The organism is Streptococcus iniae, from assembly GCF_030732225.1.
Lineage (GTDB): Bacteria > Bacillota > Bacilli > Lactobacillales > Streptococcaceae > Streptococcus > Streptococcus iniae.
In genome coordinates this window covers 1,611,506-1,627,996 of sequence record NZ_CP132230.1, presented here as the reverse complement: position 1 = coordinate 1,627,996, position 16,491 = coordinate 1,611,506, and the positions used below count along the sequence as shown (strand labels likewise).

Sequence of the window (16,491 nt, the reverse complement as noted above, 5' to 3'; positions counted from 1 at the left end):
GAACTGAATAAGACAAAAAACCAAACGTGCAGGGTGATATGTTAACGCATATTACCTGTCAATAAAGAAACAACGAAATAAATCTGTCAGCGACAGAAACAATGAGTAAAGAACTCAAACTTTTAATGAGAGTTTGATCCTGGCTCAGGACGAACGCTGGCGGCGTGCCTAATACATGCAAGTAGAACGCTGAGGATTGGTGCTTGCACTAATCCAAAGAGTTGCGAACGGGTGAGTAACGCGTAGGTAACCTACCTCATAGCGGGGGATAACTATTGGAAACGATAGCTAATACCGCATGATACTAGAGTACACATGTACTTAAGTTAAAAGGAGCAATTGCTTCACTATGAGATGGACCTGCGTTGTATTAGCTAGTTGGTGAGGTAACGGCTCACCAAGGCGACGATACATAGCCGACCTGAGAGGGTGATCGGCCACACTGGGACTGAGACACGGCCCAGACTCCTACGGGAGGCAGCAGTAGGGAATCTTCGGCAATGGACGGAAGTCTGACCGAGCAACGCCGCGTGAGTGAAGAAGGTTTTCGGATCGTAAAGCTCTGTTGTTAGAGAAGAACGGTAATGGGAGTGGAAAATCCATTACGTGACGGTAACTAACCAGAAAGGGACGGCTAACTACGTGCCAGCAGCCGCGGTAATACGTAGGTCTCGAGCGTTGTCCGGATTTATTGGGCGTAAAGCGAGCGCAGGCGGTTCTATAAGTCTGAAGTAAAAGGCAGTGGCTCAACCATTGTATGCTTTGGAAACTGTAGAACTTGAGTGCAGAAGGGGAGAGTGGAATTCCATGTGTAGCGGTGAAATGCGTAGATATATGGAGGAACACCGGTGGCGAAAGCGGCTCTCTGGTCTGTAACTGACGCTGAGGCTCGAAAGCGTGGGGAGCAAACAGGATTAGATACCCTGGTAGTCCACGCCGTAAACGATGAGTGCTAGGTGTTAGGCCCTTTCCGGGGCTTAGTGCCGCAGCTAACGCATTAAGCACTCCGCCTGGGGAGTACGACCGCAAGGTTGAAACTCAAAGGAATTGACGGGGGCCCGCACAAGCGGTGGAGCATGTGGTTTAATTCGAAGCAACGCGAAGAACCTTACCAGGTCTTGACATCCCTCTGACCGTCCTAGAGATAGGATTTTCCTTCGGGACAGAGGAGACAGGTGGTGCATGGTTGTCGTCAGCTCGTGTCGTGAGATGTTGGGTTAAGTCCCGCAACGAGCGCAACCCCTATTGTTAGTTGCCATCATTAAGTTGGGCACTCTAGCGAGACTGCCGGTAATAAACCGGAGGAAGGTGGGGATGACGTCAAATCATCATGCCCCTTATGACCTGGGCTACACACGTGCTACAATGGTTGGTACAACGAGTCGCAAGCCGGTGACGGCAAGCTAATCTCTTAAAGCCAATCTCAGTTCGGATTGTAGGCTGCAACTCGCCTACATGAAGTCGGAATCGCTAGTAATCGCGGATCAGCACGCCGCGGTGAATACGTTCCCGGGCCTTGTACACACCGCCCGTCACACCACGAGAGTTTGTAACACCCGAAGTCGGTGAGGTAACCTTTTAGGAGCCAGCCGCCTAAGGTGGGATAGATGATTGGGGTGAAGTCGTAACAAGGTAGCCGTATCGGAAGGTGCGGCTGGATCACCTCCTTTCTAAGGATAAGGAAGTACGTTTGGAAGTCTTATTTAGTTTTGAGAGGTCTTAAAAAAGTAAAGAGAACGTTAAGAAATCTGTATGAAAATAGGAAAGAGACGCAGTGTCAAAAGACACAAGGAAGTTTATCATTTTCACTAAGATTTTAGTTCGAATACAATTTAGATCCATAATATAGTATGAGTAACAAGATAAGAAACGTTAACATATTAACTGTGGGGCCTTAGCTCAGCTGGGAGAGCGCCTGCTTTGCACGCAGGAGGTCAGCGGTTCGATCCCGCTAGGCTCCATAGACAAGGAAGTCTCTAAAATACGTGAAGTCCATTGAAAATTGAATATCTATATCAAATTCCACGATCATGAAAATGATTGTAGAAAAAGTAACAAGAAATAAACCGAAAAAAAGATAAACGCGAACATATTAAAAAAAATAAAGAAGGTCGAAAGACTGGAAATAAGGTTAAGTTAATAAGGGCGCACGGTGGATGCCTTGGCACTAGAAGCCGAAGAAGGACGTGACTAACGACGAAATGCTTTGGGGAGCTGTAAGTAAGCGCTGATCCAGAGATGTCCGAATGGGGGAACCCGGCATGTAATGCATGTCATCCATGACTGTTAAGGTCATGAGAAGGAAGACGCAGTGAACTGAAACATCTAAGTAGCTGCAGGAAGAGAAAGCAAAAGCGATTGCCTTAGTAGCGGCGAGCGAAACGGCAGGAGGGCAAACCGAGGAGTTTACTCCTCGGGGTTGTAGGACTGCGACGTGGGACTAAAATTAATAGAAGAATTACCTGGGAAGGTAAGCCAAAGAGAGTAAAAGCCTCGTATTTAAAATTGAAATTAGCCCTAGCAGTATCCTGAGTACGGCGAGACACGCGAAATCTCGTCGGAATCTGGGAGGACCATCTCCCAACCCTAAATACTCTCTAGTGACCGATAGTGAACCAGTACCGTGAGGGAAAGGTGAAAAGCACCCCGGGAGGGGAGTGAAATAGAACCTGAAACCGTGTGCCTACAACAAGTTCGAGCCCGTTAATGGGTGAGAGCGTGCCTTTTGTAGAATGAACCGGCGAGTTACGATATGATGCGAGGTTAAGTTGAAGAGACGGAGCCGTAGGGAAACCGAGTCTTAATAGGGCGACATAGTATCATGTTGTAGACCCGAAACCATGTGACCTACCCATGAGCAGGTTGAAGGTGCGGTAAAACGCACTGGAGGACCGAACCAGGGCACGTTGAAAAGTGCTTGGATGACTTGTGGGTAGCGGAGAAATTCCAAACGAACTTGGAGATAGCTGGTTCTCTCCGAAATAGCTTTAGGGCTAGCGTCGATGTTAAGTCTCTTGGAGGTAGAGCACTGTTTGGGTGAGGGGTCCATCCCGGATTACCAATCTCAGATAAACTCCGAATGCCAAGACGATATAATCGGCAGTCAGACTGCGAGTGCTAAGATCCGTAGTCGAAAGGGAAACAGCCCAGACCACCAGCTAAGGTCCCAAAATAATTGTTAAGTGGAAAAGGATGTGGGGTTGCACAGACAACTAGGATGTTAGCTTAGAAGCAGCTATTCATTCAAAGAGTGCGTAATAGCTCACTAGTCGAGTGACCCTGCGCCGAAAATGTACCGGGGCTAAAACAATTTACCGAAGCTGTGGATTACCTTAAGAGGTAATGGTAGGAGAGCGTTCTATATGTGAAGAAGGTATACCGTGAGGAGTGCTGGAACGTATAGAAGTGAGAATGCCGGTATGAGTAGCGAAAGACAGGTGAGAATCCTGTCCACCGTAAGACTAAGGTTTCCAGGGGAAGGCTCGTCCGCCCTGGGTTAGTCGGGACCTAAGGAGAGACCGAAAGGTGTATTCGATGGCCAACAGGTTGATATTCCTGTACTAGTGTATATAGTGATGGAGGGACGCAGAAGGCTAACTAAACCAGACGACTGGAAGAGTCTGGCCAATCAGTGAGGCGTGATATGAGTCAAATGCTTATATCTATAACGTTGAGCTGTGATGGGGAGCGAATTAAGTAGCGAAGTTAGTGATGTCACACTGCCAAGAAAAGCTTCTAGCGTTTAAGTATACACTACCCGTACCGCAAACCGACACAGGTAGTCGAGGCGAGTAGCCTCAGGTGATCGAGAGAACTCTCGTTAAGGAACTCGGCAAAATGACCCCGTAACTTCGGGAGAAGGGGTGCTGTCAGCGATGACAGCCGCAGTGAATAGGCCCAAGCAACTGTTTATCAAAAACACAGCTCTCTGCTAAATCGTAAGATGATGTATAGGGGGTGACGCCTGCCCGGTGCTGGAAGGTTAAGAGGAGTGCTTAGCGTAAGCGAAGGTATGAATTGAAGCCCCAGTAAACGGCGGCCGTAACTATAACGGTCCTAAGGTAGCGAAATTCCTTGTCGGGTAAGTTCCGACCCGCACGAAAGGCGTAATGATTTGGGCACTGTCTCAACGAGAGACTCGGTGAAATTTTAGTACCTGTGAAGATGCAGGTTACCCGCGACAGGACGGAAAGACCCCATGGAGCTTTACTGCAGTTTGATATTGAGTATCTGTACCACATGTACAGGATAGGTAGGAGCCATTGAAGACGGGACGCCAGTTTCGTTAGAGGCGATGTTGGGATACTACCCTTGTGTTATGGCTACTCTAACCCAGATAGGTAATCCCTATCGGAGACAGTGTCTGACGGGCAGTTTGACTGGGGCGGTCGCCTCCTAAAAGGTAACGGAGGCGCCCAAAGGTTCCCTCAGATTGGTTGGAAATCAATCGCAGAGTGTAAAGGTATAAGGGAGCTTGACTGCGAGAGCTACAACTCGAGCAGGGACGAAAGTCGGGCTTAGTGATCCGGTGGTTCCGCATGGAAGGGCCATCGCTCAACGGATAAAAGCTACCCTGGGGATAACAGGCTTATCTCCCCCAAGAGTTCACATCGACGGGGAGGTTTGGCACCTCGATGTCGGCTCGTCGCATCCTGGGGCTGTAGTCGGTCCCAAGGGTTGGGCTGTTCGCCCATTAAAGCGGCACGCGAGCTGGGTTCAGAACGTCGTGAGACAGTTCGGTCCCTATCCGTCGCGGGCGTAGGAAATTTGAGAGGATCTGCTCCTAGTACGAGAGGACCAGAGTGGACTTACCGCTGGTGTACCAGTTGTCTTGCCAAAGGCATCGCTGGGTAGCTATGTAGGGAAGGGATAAGCGCTGAAAGCATCTAAGTGCGAAGCCCCCCTCAAGATGAGATTTCCCATAACTTTATGTTAGTAAGAGCCCTGAGAGATGATCAGGTAGATAGGTTAGAAGTGTAAGTGTAGTGATACATGTAGCGGACTAATACTAATAGCTCGAGGACTTATCCGAAAAAGAGTTTATTGACAATAAGGGATATAACTTGATACAATATAGATATTCAATTTTGAGTGGACTCAAGTTAAGTGACGATAGCCTAGGAGATACACCTGTACCCATGCCGAACACAGTAGTTAAGCCCTAGAACGCCTGAAGTAGTTGGGGGTTGCCCCCTGTTAGATACGGAAGTCGCTTAGCTTAGTTTACCATCCGCCATAGCTCAGTTGGTAGTAGCGCATGACTGTTAATCATGATGTCGTAGGTTCGAGTCCTACTGGCGGAGTAAGAGGAGATAGGATAGCCTATCTTTTTTTGCATTTTTAGTGATAAGATGATATGATAGTTTTAAAGTTAGTAAGCACCCTTAGCTCAACTGGATAGAGTACCTGACTACGAATCAGGCGGTTAGAGGTTCGACTCCTCTAGGGTGCATTATTTTTACTTTTTGAACATGACATTTATGTCATGTTCTTTTTCTTTGCCTTCTTTTATAATGTCTATATTATATGTGGAAAGAAATGGAGTTTATCATGGAAAAAGTTGAATCACTATTTAATTCAGTTAAACCAATTATTTTAAAATTTCAAAAACGTTATTATATACAACTTTGGGATAAAGAAGACTGGTTACAAGAAGGTAGAGTTGTATTGCATGCTTTACTTACAGAATTTCCTGATTTGACAGAAAATGATAAAAGGCTTTATACATACTTTAAGACAAAATTTTCATCATATATTAAAGATGTCTTAAGACATCAAGAAAGTTACAAAAGAAAGTTTAATAAAATGCCATATGAAGAAATCGGTGAAGTATCACATAAAGTTGCTTCAAAAGGATTAGTTCTTGATGATTATATTGCCTATCAAGCTATTGTTGAAGAATTGAAATGTATTTTGAATGGGACGGAATTAGAACAATTCTATGCTTTGGTGAGAGGAGAAAGGTTTTCTGGAAGAAAAGCACTTCTTAGAAAAATTAAGCCATATTTTATTGATTTTAAAGAATAAATGTTATGTTATCACTACAAACTTACAAGTCTTAAACATTTAGTTTTACTTACTTTTCATCGGCAATATGGTATAATAAGAAGTACTAACTAATTTGGAGAAAAAATGGGCATAGATGATTATAGGCCGACCTATATGGTCGAAGCAGTTTATGATTTACGAGCAGATGATTTATTAAGAAATGGAATAACCGCTGTTCTTGTTGATTTAGATAATACGTTAATTGCATGGAATAATCCTGATGGAACACCAGAGGTACGGGCTTGGTTGGACGAAATGACGATTGCTGATATTACTGTAGTTGTTGTTTCAAACAACAACTTTAAAAGAGTTGAGCGTGCGGTTTCTCATTTTGGTGTTGACTTTATTAGTAGAGCAATGAAACCATTTTCTAGGGGAATTAACATAGCTATAAAGAGGTATGGATTTGATCGAGATGAAATTATCATGGTTGGAGATCAACTGATGACTGATATTCGAGCAAGTCACAGAGCAGGAATAAAATCTGTCTTAGTTAAGCCTCTTGTAACATCTGATGCATGGAATACAAAGTTTAATAGACTACGTGAAAAACGTGTCATTGCAAAATTAGAAAAGAAATATGGTCAATTAGACTATCAAAAAGGAATTTAATGGAAGAGTTATTTTGTATTGGTTGTGGTGTTGAAATACAATCTGATAATAAAGAAAAAATGGGTTATACCCCTACTGCAGCAATTGATAAGGGTTTAGCTGCTGGAGAATTATATTGCCAACGCTGTTTTAGATTACGGCATTACAATGAAATTACTGATGTTCATATTAGTGATGATGAGTTTTTGAAACTTTTACATGAAGTTGGTGATAGTGATGCATTGGTTGTAAATGTAATTGATATTTTTGACTTCAATGGTTCAGTGATACCAGGTTTGTCTCGCTTTGTTTCTGGTAATGATGTTTTACTTGTTGGAAATAAAAAGGATATATTACCAAAATCTGTAAAAGATGGGAAAGTTAGTCAGTGGTTGATTGAGCGTGCACATGAAGAGGGGTTACGTCCTGTAGATGTAATTCTTACAAGTGCTCAAAATAAATACGCAATCAAAGAGTTAATTGAAAAAATTAACCAGCTGCGTAAAGGAAGGGATGTTTATGTTGTTGGTGTTACTAACGTTGGTAAATCAACTTTAATAAACGCTATTATTCAAGAAGTATCAGGTGATAAAGAAGTCATAACAACTTCTCGCTTTCCGGGAACAACCTTAGATAAAATTGAAATTCCTTTAGATGATGGAACATTTATTTTTGATACTCCGGGAATTATTCATCGTCATCAAATGGCACATTATTTAACTGATAAGGATTTAAAAATTGTTAGTCCAAGTAAAGAAATTAAGCCAAAGACTTATCAGCTGAATCCAGAGCAAACCCTCTTTTTTGGTGGTTTGGGCAGGTTTGATTTTATTAGTGGTCAAAGACAAGGAATTACGGCTTATTTTGACAATAACCTCGACTTGCATAGAACAAAACTTGAAAAAGCCGATGAGTTTTATTTGAAACACTTGGGTGGCTTATTGACACCACCAAATATGGAACAAAAAAATAAATTTCCAGCACTGGTACCATATGAATTTGTTGTTAAAGACAAAATAGATTTAGTTTTTTCTGGTCTAGGTTGGATAAAAATTAATGGTTCAAAAGATAATGTTGTTAAAGTTGCTGGCTGGGCACCGAATGGTGTTTCGGTAGTCATTCGTAAAGCAATTATTTAATCAGAAATTAATTAGTAGACTTAATTGTTGAAAACTATTTGAATTACTAGAAATAAGGAATTAAAATGTTAACAAGTAAACAAAGAACCTTTTTGAAATCAGAGGCACATAGCTTAAAACCAATTATTCAAATTGGGAAAAATGGTTTGAATAATGAAATTAAAACAAGTGTTAGAAATGCACTTGATGCAAGAGAATTAATTAAGATTACACTGTTACAAAACACCGATGAAGACATTAATGATGTTGCTGAAACGTTAGAAGAAGAAATTGGATGTGATACAGTCTTGAAAATTGGACGTGTATTGATTTTATACAAAGTTTCGGCAAAGAAAGAAAACAGAAAATTATCCCCAAAAGTAAAAGCAATATAATCATCACTTTATAAGGCTTTTAAAAATAAATTTCACTTGGAGAATTCGGAGAAAATATGGCTTTAGAGTTATTGACACCATTTACAAAAGTTGATATTAAATTAGAAGAAAAAAACAGTAATCGCAAACAAGTTGGTATTATGGGGGGCAATTTTAACCCTGTTCACCATGCGCATTTAGTGGTTGCCGATCAAGTTCGACAACAATTAGGTTTGGATGAAGTCTTGTTAATGCCTGAATTCAAACCACCCCATGTTGATACAAAAGAGACAATTTCTGAAAAACACCGTTTAAACATGTTAAATCTTGCAACTCAAGGCTATGATGGTTTGACAATTGAAACAATTGAAATTGAAAGAAAAGGGATTTCTTACACTTTTGATACAATGACCTTGCTCAAAGAAAAAAATCCTGATGTTGACTACTACTTTATTATCGGTGCAGATATGGTTGATTATCTTCCTAAATGGCATCGCATTGATGAGTTAGTTGAGATGGTTCAATTTGTTGGCGTGCAAAGACCTAAATATAAGACTGGTACATCCTATCCTGTGATTTGGGTTGATGTTCCCTTAATGGATATTTCTTCAAGTATGATTCGAGAGTTTATCAAAAAAGGCCGTCAACCTAATTATCTTCTCCCTAAAAACGTTCTTGACTATATTAATGAAGAAGGTTTGTATCAATGAGTTATTCAGATTATGTCCCTTATACAAGACAAGAACTTTTGGAAAAAATCGCTTTGCGGGTCAGTAAGAAGCGTTTTGAACATATTCTTGGAGTTGAACAGTCTGCAATTGCATTAGCTGAGCTTTATGATCACAATAGAGATAAAGCGGGACTCGCCGCTTTACTACATGACTATGCCAAAGAATTATCAGACTCTGTTTTCTTGAACGTAATTAATCATTATCAGTTAAATCAAGAGTTGAAGAATTGGAATAATAACATTTGGCATGGAATGGTAGGTAGGTATATTATTTCTGATGAGTTTGAACTTAAAGATGAAGAAATTTTACATGCCATTGAAGTTCATACTGTTGGGGCTGCAAAGATGAGTCAATTAGACAAAATTTTGTACGTCGCAGATTATATCGAGCCTGGTAGAACATTTCCAATTGTTGAAAAGGCAAGACGAATTGCTCAGGAAAGTTTAGATAAGGCTGTTGCTTTTTCAACGGCTAACACGGTTGCATTTTTAGCATCACAATCATTACCAATTTACCCACAGACAATTGAGACATATAATGCTTTTTGTCACTATTTAAAGGAAGACTAAATTATTTATGAAAAAAGAAGAATTACTGGACATTGTTGTTAAAGCAGCTGATGAAAAACGTGCTGAGGACATTATTGCACTTAATTTAGAAGGTTTAACAAGTTTAACAGACTATTTTGTGATTGCAACAGCAGGCAATACTCGCCAATTAGAAGCAATTGCTGAAAATATTAGAGAAAAAGTTAAAGAAGCAGGCGGTGATGCGAGTCATGTTGAAGGTGATAGTGTGACTGGTTGGATTTTGCTTGATTTAAATGATGTGGTGGTGCATCTTTTCTCTGAAGATGAGCGTTACCATTATAATCTTGAAAAACTTTGGCATGATGCCCCAGAAGTTGCTTTAAATCTTGATTTAGCTTAACAATATGCCATTTTTAAACAGTCTAATAGGCTGTTTTTTCAAAATAAAGGATAAAAAACAATGACACCATATGAAACTTTTGCATCTGTCTATGATGCTGTTATGGATGATACACTTTATGACAAGTGGACTGATTTTTCGCTTCGTCATTTACCTAAGACAAAAACTAAAAAACAGTTGTTGGAATTAGCCTGTGGAACAGGCATTCAGTCGGTGCGTTTTGCACAAGCTGGTTTCGATGTGACTGGATTAGATTTAAGTCAAGACATGTTAGACATTGCTAAAAAGAGGGCTGAGTCTGCTAAGAAGAAAATTGATTTTTATCAAGGCAATATGCTAGATTTATCCCAAGTAGGAAAATATGATTTTGTGACGTGTTATTCGGATTCAATTTGCTATATGCAAGATGAAGTCGAAGTCGGTGATGTTTTTAAAGAAGTTTATTCCGTATTAAATGATGGTGGTGTTTTTATTTTTGATGTTCATTCTACTTATCAAACGGATCATCTTTTTCCAGGTTTTTCTTATCACGAAAATGCAGATGATTTTGCTATGGTTTGGGATACGTTTGAAGATGAAGCACCACATTCAGTTGTGCATGAGTTAACCTTCTTTATTCAAGAAGAGGATGGTCGATTTACGCGTCATGATGAGATTCATGAAGAAAGAACTTACGATGTCCTAACATATGATATTTTGCTAGAACAGGCAGGTTTTAAGTCATTTAAACTTTTTGCAGATTTTGAAGACAAAGAAGTAACCGAAACTAGCAGGAGATGGTTTTTTGTAGCACAAAAGTAAAAGAAAGAAGTGTTTTTAGTGAAAATTGGTTTAATTATTTATCCAGAATTTTCGTTATATGAAATAACGCCTCTAACAGCTCAGTTGGCTCTAAACTATCATCAACAAGTAGATATTATTGCTGAAGAAAAGAAATGTTATGTCAGTGAGGATGGCTTTCAAGTGATGCCTGAGTTTGCTTTTAGTCAGGTGAAGTGGACTGATTATGATGCCCTTTTCTTTACAGGTACAATGAAACCTTTTGAAACTGTTTTGAATGCAACTATGATTGAAAATTTAGCTTTAATTAACTCAGAAACAACAGTAATTGCTGCAATGTCATCCTCACCCTTGATTCTGGCTAAAGCTGGATTAATAAAAGACCGTACTTTTACAGGTGGCATCTATACCAATCTCTTATCTTATTTTTCCTGGCTAAATGAGGATAAGTTTATGGATAAGCATTGTGTCGTCGATGGTAAACTGATTACGGCATTAGGGACAAAAAGAGGTGTTGAGGAGTTTACCAATTCAGTACTTTATATTTTAGGGTTTTTACCAAGTTTACCTGAGTTATCTCAAGAAAAAATCTCATTTACACTTTGTAATCAAGAATTTGATTCACTTTTATTAGCAATAAAAAAAGATTATCCACTACAATTTAAGGAGATTCTATGACTATTACTGGAATTATAGCCGAGTTCAATCCTTTTCATAATGGGCATAAGTATTTGCTAGAATCAGCAGAAGGACTGAAAATTGTTGCTATGTCGGGAAATTTTATGCAAAGGGGAGAACCAGCTCTTGTCGATAAATGGATTCGAGCAGAGATGGCCCTTAAAAATGGTGCAGATATCGTTGTGGAGTTGCCTTTTTTCGTTTCAGTTCAATCGGCAGACTATTTTGCCCAAGGAGCTGTTGATATTCTTTATCAATTAGGAATTCAGCAATTAACTTTTGGCACAGAGGATTTAATTGATTACCAGAAAATTGTTAGGGTTTATGAGGAAAAATCGGAGCAGATGACTGCTTATTTATCTACGCTTGATGATGCTCTCAGTTATCCCCAAAAAACACAAAAAATGTGGGAAAGCTTTGCAGGAGTTGAATTTTCAGGGCAAACTCCAAATCATATTTTAGGTTTAAGTTACGCAAAGGCTAGCGCTGGAAAGAATATAAAACTACGTCCAATCAAGCGTCAAGGGGCTGCATACCATTCGAAAGCTAAAAACAATCCGTTAGCTTCTGCAAGTGCAATTAGACAGCACTTGAATGATTGGGATTTTATAAGTCATTCAGTACCCAATGCAGACTTGCTGAAGGTCAATCCAAATGTTTCATGGAACCATTATTTTTCTTTCTTAAAATATCAAATTCTGAGCCATTCTGATTTAACCAGTATTTTTCAGGTCAATGATGAATTGGCAAGTCGTATTAAAAGGGCTATAAAATCCAGTCAGAGCATTGATGATCTTGTTGACAGTGTTGCTACAAAACGCTGTACAAAAGCCCGTGTCCGACGTCTTTTAACTTATATCTTGGTTAATGCTAAGGAATCTTCTTTACCTAAGGGGATTCATATTTTAGGGTTTACCTCAAAGGGACAAAAGCATTTAAAAACATTGAAAAAAAGTAGAACTCTAATTACAAGAATTGGGGCAGAAACTTGGGATGAGATGACACAAAAAGCTGATAGTATCTATCAACTTGGTCATCAGGATATCCCGGAACAAAGTTTTGGAAGGATGCCTATTATCATAAAAAAAGAGAAGTCCAATTAAAATTAATTGGATTTTTATTTTAGGCTTGACTCTAACATTACGTGATAGTTTATACTTAAGTTAACTCAAGGAGGAAATATAATGAAAACCGTTAAAGAGGTTAGCCAAATAGCAGGTGTTAGTATCAGAGCTTTACATTACTATGACCAGATTGGCTTGTTAAAACCAAGTTTGATTGGAGAAAATGGTTACCGCTATTATGATAAGGATGTTTATTGTCGCTTACAAGAGATTCTTCTTTTTAAAGAACTTGAATTTCCTTTGAAAACAATTAAGGAAATTCTTGATAACCCTAGTTATAGCCGCTATAAAGCACTAGAAGATCACATTTGTTTATTAGAATTACGACAAAAACAATTGACTCAACTTATTCAACACGTTAAAAAGTTACAAGAAGGAGAAAGTGAAATGACATTTAAAGCATATGATAAATCAGAATTAGAAGCCTATCAAAAAGAGGCTAAGGAACGTTGGGGTGAAGGTTCATATTTTAAGGAATATGAGATACTTGCAGAACAGTTAGATGAGAAGCAGATTACTATTGATATGAATCAAATATTTAAAAAATTTGGTTCTCTTCAACATCTTAGTCCATCAAATCTACTTGTTCAAGAACAGGTTGGTACCTTACAAAACTATATTAGTGATCATTTCTATAATTGTAATAATGATATATTATCAAATCTAGGCATCATGTATACAATGGATAAAAGGTTTCAAACAAGGATTGATCATATGGGAGGTCGTGGAACTGCAGCTTTTGTTGGTCAAGCTATTGCAAGTTATTGTCAAAAATAAGAGTGCATGATATGATAACTAATAAATATAAAAGGAGGTTTTCATATGGCAGATCTAGGGTTATTACAATGGACGTTTATTTCTGAAACACCAATTCCAAATGATATTCAGGAGATTTTGGTCGATGGTGAAAAAGCTATTGCTGCCTATAAAACAATTCGTGATACTGCAGTTTTCACTGATCGCCGGCTAATTGTAAAGGATGTTCAGGGTTTAACAGGTAAAAAAAGTGAAATATATTCATTACCCTATTCTTCCATTAATATGTGGTCAACAGAGAATGCTGGGACATTTGATTTAAATTCAGAGGTTGAACTTTGGACACGCGCAGGACACATCAAAATCAACCTTAAACGTGATATTAATGTACGTCAATTTGACCATTTAATTGCTCAGTTATTACTTAAATAAGAGCTCAACACAAAATTTATTTGCTCAGTTATTACTTAAATAAGAGCTCAACACAAAATTTATTTGCTGTTTAAATGCCAAATAAGAATTTAAATTTCCATTTTACCAAAGCTTTTCAAAGTGCTATAATAATAGAGTTAAAGATAAGTTTAGCTCTATTAATTTAAGAGCTTAATCATAAAAAGATAATTTAGAGGAGATTCCAATGGGACGTAAATGGGCAAATATTGTTGCTAAAAAAACTGCTAAAGATGGTGCAACTTCAAAGGTTTATGCTAAATTTGGTGTAGAAATTTATGTAGCAGCTAAGCAGGGTGATCCAGATCCAGAAACAAATTCATCACTTAAATTCGTTATTGATCGTGCGAAACAAGCTCAAGTACCAAAGCATGTTATTGATAAAGCTATTGACAAAGCTAAGGGAAATACTGATGAAACCTTTGTTGAAGGACGTTACGAAGGTTTTGGACCAAATGGCTCAATGATTATTGTTGATACTTTGACGTCAAATGTTAACCGTACAGCAGCCAATGTTCGTACTGCTTATGGTAAAAATGGTGGGAATATGGGTGCATCAGGTTCTGTATCTTACCTTTTTGACAAAAAAGGGGTTATTGTTTTTGCTGGCGATGATGCTGATGCCATTTTTGAATTATTGCTTGAAGCAGATGTAGAAGTAGATGATGTTGAAGCTGAAGAAGGCTCTATTACAGTTTATACGGCACCAACTGATCTGCATAAAGGGATTAAAGCTCTTCGTGATTCAGGTATTGCTGAGTTCCAAGTAACGGAACTTGAAATGATTCCACAATCAGAAGTAACTTTAGATGGTGATGATTTAGAAACTTTTGAAAAATTAATTGATGCTTTGGAATCAGACGATGATGTTCAAAAGGTATACCATAACGTTGCTGATTTTTAATCATTAACAAATGAAGACATTTCAAGCCTTTGAATGTCTTTTTTTGATATTATTTGATTATCACTGTGATATTAGTTTAGTATTGGTCAAAGGAATAATGAGATGTTATAATAGTTTTAATATAAGTAAGGAGAGACATATGATGACACTTAAAAAATATTCCACAGTTTTGCTTGCCTTTGCAACAGTAGGCTTGTTAGTAGCTTGTGGGGCAGATAAATCAACAACGAAATCCGATAAAGAAGTGGTTCATTTTGCAACAGTAGGAACAACAGCGCCATTTTCATTTGAAAAAGAAGGTCAGTTGAGTGGGTATGACATAGAAGTGGCTAAGGCTGTTTTTAAAGGGTCTGAGGATTATAAAGTTGACTTCAAGAAAACAGAATGGTCTTCTATTTTTACGGGCTTAGATTCAAGTAAATTTCAGATGGCAGGTAATAACATTAGCTTTAATAAAGAACGTTCTGTAAAATACCTTTATTCCTACCCAACAGGGTCAACACCATCTGTTTTAGTTGTTCCAAAAGACAGTGATATTAAGACTTATAATGATATTAAAGGGCATTCAACACAAGTTGTTCAAGGAACGACAACAGCACTACAATTAGCTGACTTTAACAAGCAAAATGCAAATAACCCTGTTGAATTAAAATTTACCAATGAAAATATTACCCAAATGCTTTCAAATCTCAGTCAAGGCAAAGCAGACTTTAAAATCTTTGATGCGCCAACAGTAAATGCGATCATTGAAAATCAGGGGTTAAATAACCTTAAAACCATTCCATTAGAGTCAAAAGAGCAACCATTTATTTACTTTATCTTTGGTCAAGATCAAAAAGACTTGCAAACTTTTGTTAACAAACGTCTGAAAGTTTTAGCTAAAGATGGGACATTAAGCAAGATTGCTAAGGAATATCTTGGCGGTGATTATGTTCCAAAAGCAAATGATTTGAAGCTTCCAGAAGCAAAATAAGTACAATTCATTTCCTTAGTCATGCTAAGGAAATTTTTGCCTCACTAGATATAGTTTAAAACTATATAAAAACCTAGTTTTTTCCAATTTGATAACTATACCTAAATGAGATAGAATAATAACATGTTAAAGGAAAAGAGGAAAACAAATGAAAGTCAATAAATTATTTAGCCTATTAGGACTTGTAGCAGTGTCAACCTTACTTGTGGCCTGCTCAGGAAAACAAGATGATAAAAATACACTTACAGTAGGGGTTATTACAAAGACAGATTCTGATCAAGCCCGTTGGGATAAAATTGAAGAGTTACTGAAAAAAGAAAATATTACACTTAAGTACAAAGAATTCACAGACTACTCTCAACCTAATAAGGCAGTTGCAAATGGTGAGGTTGATATTAATGCTTTCCAACATTATAACTTCCTAAATAACTGGAATAAAGAAAATAAAGAAAATTTGGTTGCAATTGCTGACACTTATATCAGTCCAATTCATCTCTTCTCTGGTACTGATCAAAAAGGTAAGGCAAAATACAAAACAGTCGAGGATCTTCCTAAAGGTGCACAAATTGCAGTTCCAAACGATGCAACAAATGAAAGTAGAGCCCTTTACCTACTTGAAGCAGTTGGTTTAATTAAATTGAATGTTTCAGGTGAAAAATTAGCAACAATTGCTAACGTGACGGAGAATAAAAAAGACTTAGACATTAAAGAATTAGATGCTAGTCAAACAGCACGTTCACTGACATCAGCAGATGCTGCAATTGTTAATAATAGTTTTGCGGTTCCAGCAAAAATTGATTACAAAACATCACTTTACAAAGAAGCTGTTGATAAAAATACAAACCAATGGATTAATGTTATTGCAGGTAAGAAAGATTGGAAAAAATCAGATAAAGCAGATGCAATTAACAAGTTAGTTAAGGTTTATCATACAGATGATGTTAAAAAAGTAGTTGATAAAACATCTAACGGAATTGATATTGCTGTTTGGTAATGTGAAATAAGAGGTGACGTGTTAATCAAGCACGTCATTT

At 38.3% G+C, this 16,491-nt stretch carries 15 protein-coding genes, 3 tRNA genes and 3 rRNA genes; all 21 read left to right on the top strand.

The window, feature by feature from the left end:
- Positions 1-121 precede the first annotated feature (121 nt).
- The 21 genes from Q9317_RS08080 (at position 122) to Q9317_RS07980 (ending at position 16,451) form a co-directional block, all read left to right on the top strand.
- A 16S ribosomal RNA gene (locus Q9317_RS08080) occupies positions 122-1,670 on the top strand.
- Between the two features lie 218 nt (positions 1,671-1,888).
- Positions 1,889-1,961, top strand: a tRNA-Ala gene (locus Q9317_RS08075).
- Positions 1,962-2,129: 168 nt separating this feature from the next.
- Positions 2,130-5,032 (top strand): 23S ribosomal RNA (locus Q9317_RS08070).
- 70 nt (positions 5,033-5,102) lie between these two features.
- Positions 5,103-5,218, top strand: a 5S ribosomal RNA gene (rrf, locus tag Q9317_RS08065).
- Together the 16S, 23S and 5S rRNA genes with 3 tRNA genes alongside form the textbook arrangement of a ribosomal RNA operon.
- Before the next feature lie 11 nt (positions 5,219-5,229).
- Positions 5,230-5,303 (top strand) — tRNA-Asn (locus tag Q9317_RS08060).
- A 75-nt stretch (positions 5,304-5,378) separates the two neighbouring features.
- A tRNA-Arg gene (locus Q9317_RS08055) sits at positions 5,379-5,452 on the top strand.
- 98 nt (positions 5,453-5,550) lie between these two features.
- Positions 5,551-6,027: a sigma-70 RNA polymerase sigma factor region 4 domain-containing protein gene (locus Q9317_RS08050; RefSeq protein ID WP_003101723.1), complete on the top strand. Its 477-nt coding sequence runs from the start codon at positions 5,551-5,553 to the stop codon at positions 6,025-6,027.
- 105 nt (positions 6,028-6,132) lie between these two features.
- Positions 6,133-6,660, top strand: a complete 528-nt coding sequence (locus Q9317_RS08045) for a YqeG family HAD IIIA-type phosphatase (protein WP_003101721.1) — start codon at positions 6,133-6,135, stop codon at positions 6,658-6,660.
- Positions 6,660-7,778: a ribosome biogenesis GTPase YqeH gene (yqeH, locus tag Q9317_RS08040; RefSeq protein ID WP_003101717.1), complete on the top strand. Its 1,119-nt coding sequence runs from the start codon at positions 6,660-6,662 to the stop codon at positions 7,776-7,778. The genes Q9317_RS08045 and yqeH overlap by 1 nt, the downstream gene beginning before the upstream one ends.
- Before the next feature lie 65 nt (positions 7,779-7,843).
- Positions 7,844-8,152 (top strand): ribosome assembly RNA-binding protein YhbY, encoded by a 309-nt coding sequence (yhbY, locus tag Q9317_RS08035; protein WP_016356114.1) that lies wholly within the window; start codon positions 7,844-7,846, stop codon positions 8,150-8,152.
- Between the two features lie 56 nt (positions 8,153-8,208).
- Positions 8,209-8,841: a nicotinate-nucleotide adenylyltransferase gene (locus tag Q9317_RS08030; protein WP_003101712.1), complete on the top strand. Its 633-nt coding sequence runs from the start codon at positions 8,209-8,211 to the stop codon at positions 8,839-8,841.
- Positions 8,838-9,431, top strand: coding sequence for a bis(5'-nucleosyl)-tetraphosphatase (symmetrical) YqeK (gene yqeK / locus Q9317_RS08025; RefSeq protein WP_003101710.1), 594 nt, complete (start codon positions 8,838-8,840; stop codon positions 9,429-9,431). Before Q9317_RS08030 ends, yqeK begins: the two co-directional genes overlap by 4 nt.
- A gap of 7 nt (positions 9,432-9,438) precedes the next feature.
- Positions 9,439-9,792: a ribosome silencing factor gene (gene rsfS / locus Q9317_RS08020; protein ID WP_003101708.1), complete on the top strand. Its 354-nt coding sequence runs from the start codon at positions 9,439-9,441 to the stop codon at positions 9,790-9,792.
- A gap of 60 nt (positions 9,793-9,852) precedes the next feature.
- Positions 9,853-10,593, top strand: coding sequence for a class I SAM-dependent DNA methyltransferase (locus Q9317_RS08015; protein ID WP_003101706.1), 741 nt, complete (start codon positions 9,853-9,855; stop codon positions 10,591-10,593).
- A gap of 18 nt (positions 10,594-10,611) precedes the next feature.
- Entirely contained in the window at positions 10,612-11,250 is a 639-nt protein-coding gene (locus Q9317_RS08010) for a DJ-1/PfpI family protein (protein ID WP_003101704.1), read from the top strand.
- Entirely contained in the window at positions 11,247-12,353 is a 1,107-nt protein-coding gene (locus tag Q9317_RS08005; protein ID WP_121791535.1) for a nucleotidyltransferase, read from the top strand. Before Q9317_RS08010 ends, Q9317_RS08005 begins: the two co-directional genes overlap by 4 nt.
- Before the next feature lie 81 nt (positions 12,354-12,434).
- Positions 12,435-13,151: a MerR family transcriptional regulator gene (locus tag Q9317_RS08000; protein ID WP_003101698.1), complete on the top strand. Its 717-nt coding sequence runs from the start codon at positions 12,435-12,437 to the stop codon at positions 13,149-13,151.
- Positions 13,152-13,196: 45 nt separating this feature from the next.
- On the top strand, positions 13,197-13,562 hold the full coding sequence (locus Q9317_RS07995) for a PH domain-containing protein (protein ID WP_003101694.1): 366 nt from the start codon (positions 13,197-13,199) through the stop codon (positions 13,560-13,562).
- A gap of 205 nt (positions 13,563-13,767) precedes the next feature.
- On the top strand, positions 13,768-14,484 hold the full coding sequence (locus Q9317_RS07990) for a YebC/PmpR family DNA-binding transcriptional regulator (protein WP_003101691.1): 717 nt from the start codon (positions 13,768-13,770) through the stop codon (positions 14,482-14,484).
- A gap of 142 nt (positions 14,485-14,626) precedes the next feature.
- Positions 14,627-15,457 (top strand): amino acid ABC transporter substrate-binding protein, encoded by an 831-nt coding sequence (locus tag Q9317_RS07985; protein WP_031239331.1) that lies wholly within the window; start codon positions 14,627-14,629, stop codon positions 15,455-15,457.
- 148 nt (positions 15,458-15,605) lie between these two features.
- The gene (locus Q9317_RS07980) at positions 15,606-16,451 is read left to right on the top strand and encodes a MetQ/NlpA family ABC transporter substrate-binding protein (protein WP_121791534.1); all 846 of its coding nucleotides are present in this window, start codon (positions 15,606-15,608) and stop codon (positions 16,449-16,451) included.
- Positions 16,452-16,491: the final 40 nt, after the last annotated feature.

Coding starts and splice junctions, on each gene's coding strand:
- Q9317_RS08030 (WP_003101712.1), top strand. CDS start 8,209: ATGGCTTTAGAGTTATTGACACCATTTACAAAAGTTGATATTAAATTA.
- Q9317_RS07985 (WP_031239331.1), top strand. CDS start 14,627: ATGACACTTAAAAAATATTCCACAGTTTTGCTTGCCTTTGCAACAGTA.
- yqeH (WP_003101717.1), top strand. CDS start 6,660: ATGGAAGAGTTATTTTGTATTGGTTGTGGTGTTGAAATACAATCTGAT.
- rsfS (WP_003101708.1), top strand. CDS start 9,439: ATGAAAAAAGAAGAATTACTGGACATTGTTGTTAAAGCAGCTGATGAA.
- Q9317_RS08045 (WP_003101721.1), top strand. CDS start 6,133: ATGGGCATAGATGATTATAGGCCGACCTATATGGTCGAAGCAGTTTAT.
- Q9317_RS07990 (WP_003101691.1), top strand. CDS start 13,768: ATGGGACGTAAATGGGCAAATATTGTTGCTAAAAAAACTGCTAAAGAT.
- yqeK (WP_003101710.1), top strand. CDS start 8,838: ATGAGTTATTCAGATTATGTCCCTTATACAAGACAAGAACTTTTGGAA.
- Q9317_RS07995 (WP_003101694.1), top strand. CDS start 13,197: ATGGCAGATCTAGGGTTATTACAATGGACGTTTATTTCTGAAACACCA.
- Q9317_RS08050 (WP_003101723.1), top strand. CDS start 5,551: ATGGAAAAAGTTGAATCACTATTTAATTCAGTTAAACCAATTATTTTA.
- Q9317_RS08015 (WP_003101706.1), top strand. CDS start 9,853: ATGACACCATATGAAACTTTTGCATCTGTCTATGATGCTGTTATGGAT.
- Q9317_RS08005 (WP_121791535.1), top strand. CDS start 11,247: ATGACTATTACTGGAATTATAGCCGAGTTCAATCCTTTTCATAATGGG.
- yhbY (WP_016356114.1), top strand. CDS start 7,844: ATGTTAACAAGTAAACAAAGAACCTTTTTGAAATCAGAGGCACATAGC.
- Q9317_RS08000 (WP_003101698.1), top strand. CDS start 12,435: ATGAAAACCGTTAAAGAGGTTAGCCAAATAGCAGGTGTTAGTATCAGA.
- Q9317_RS07980 (WP_121791534.1), top strand. CDS start 15,606: ATGAAAGTCAATAAATTATTTAGCCTATTAGGACTTGTAGCAGTGTCA.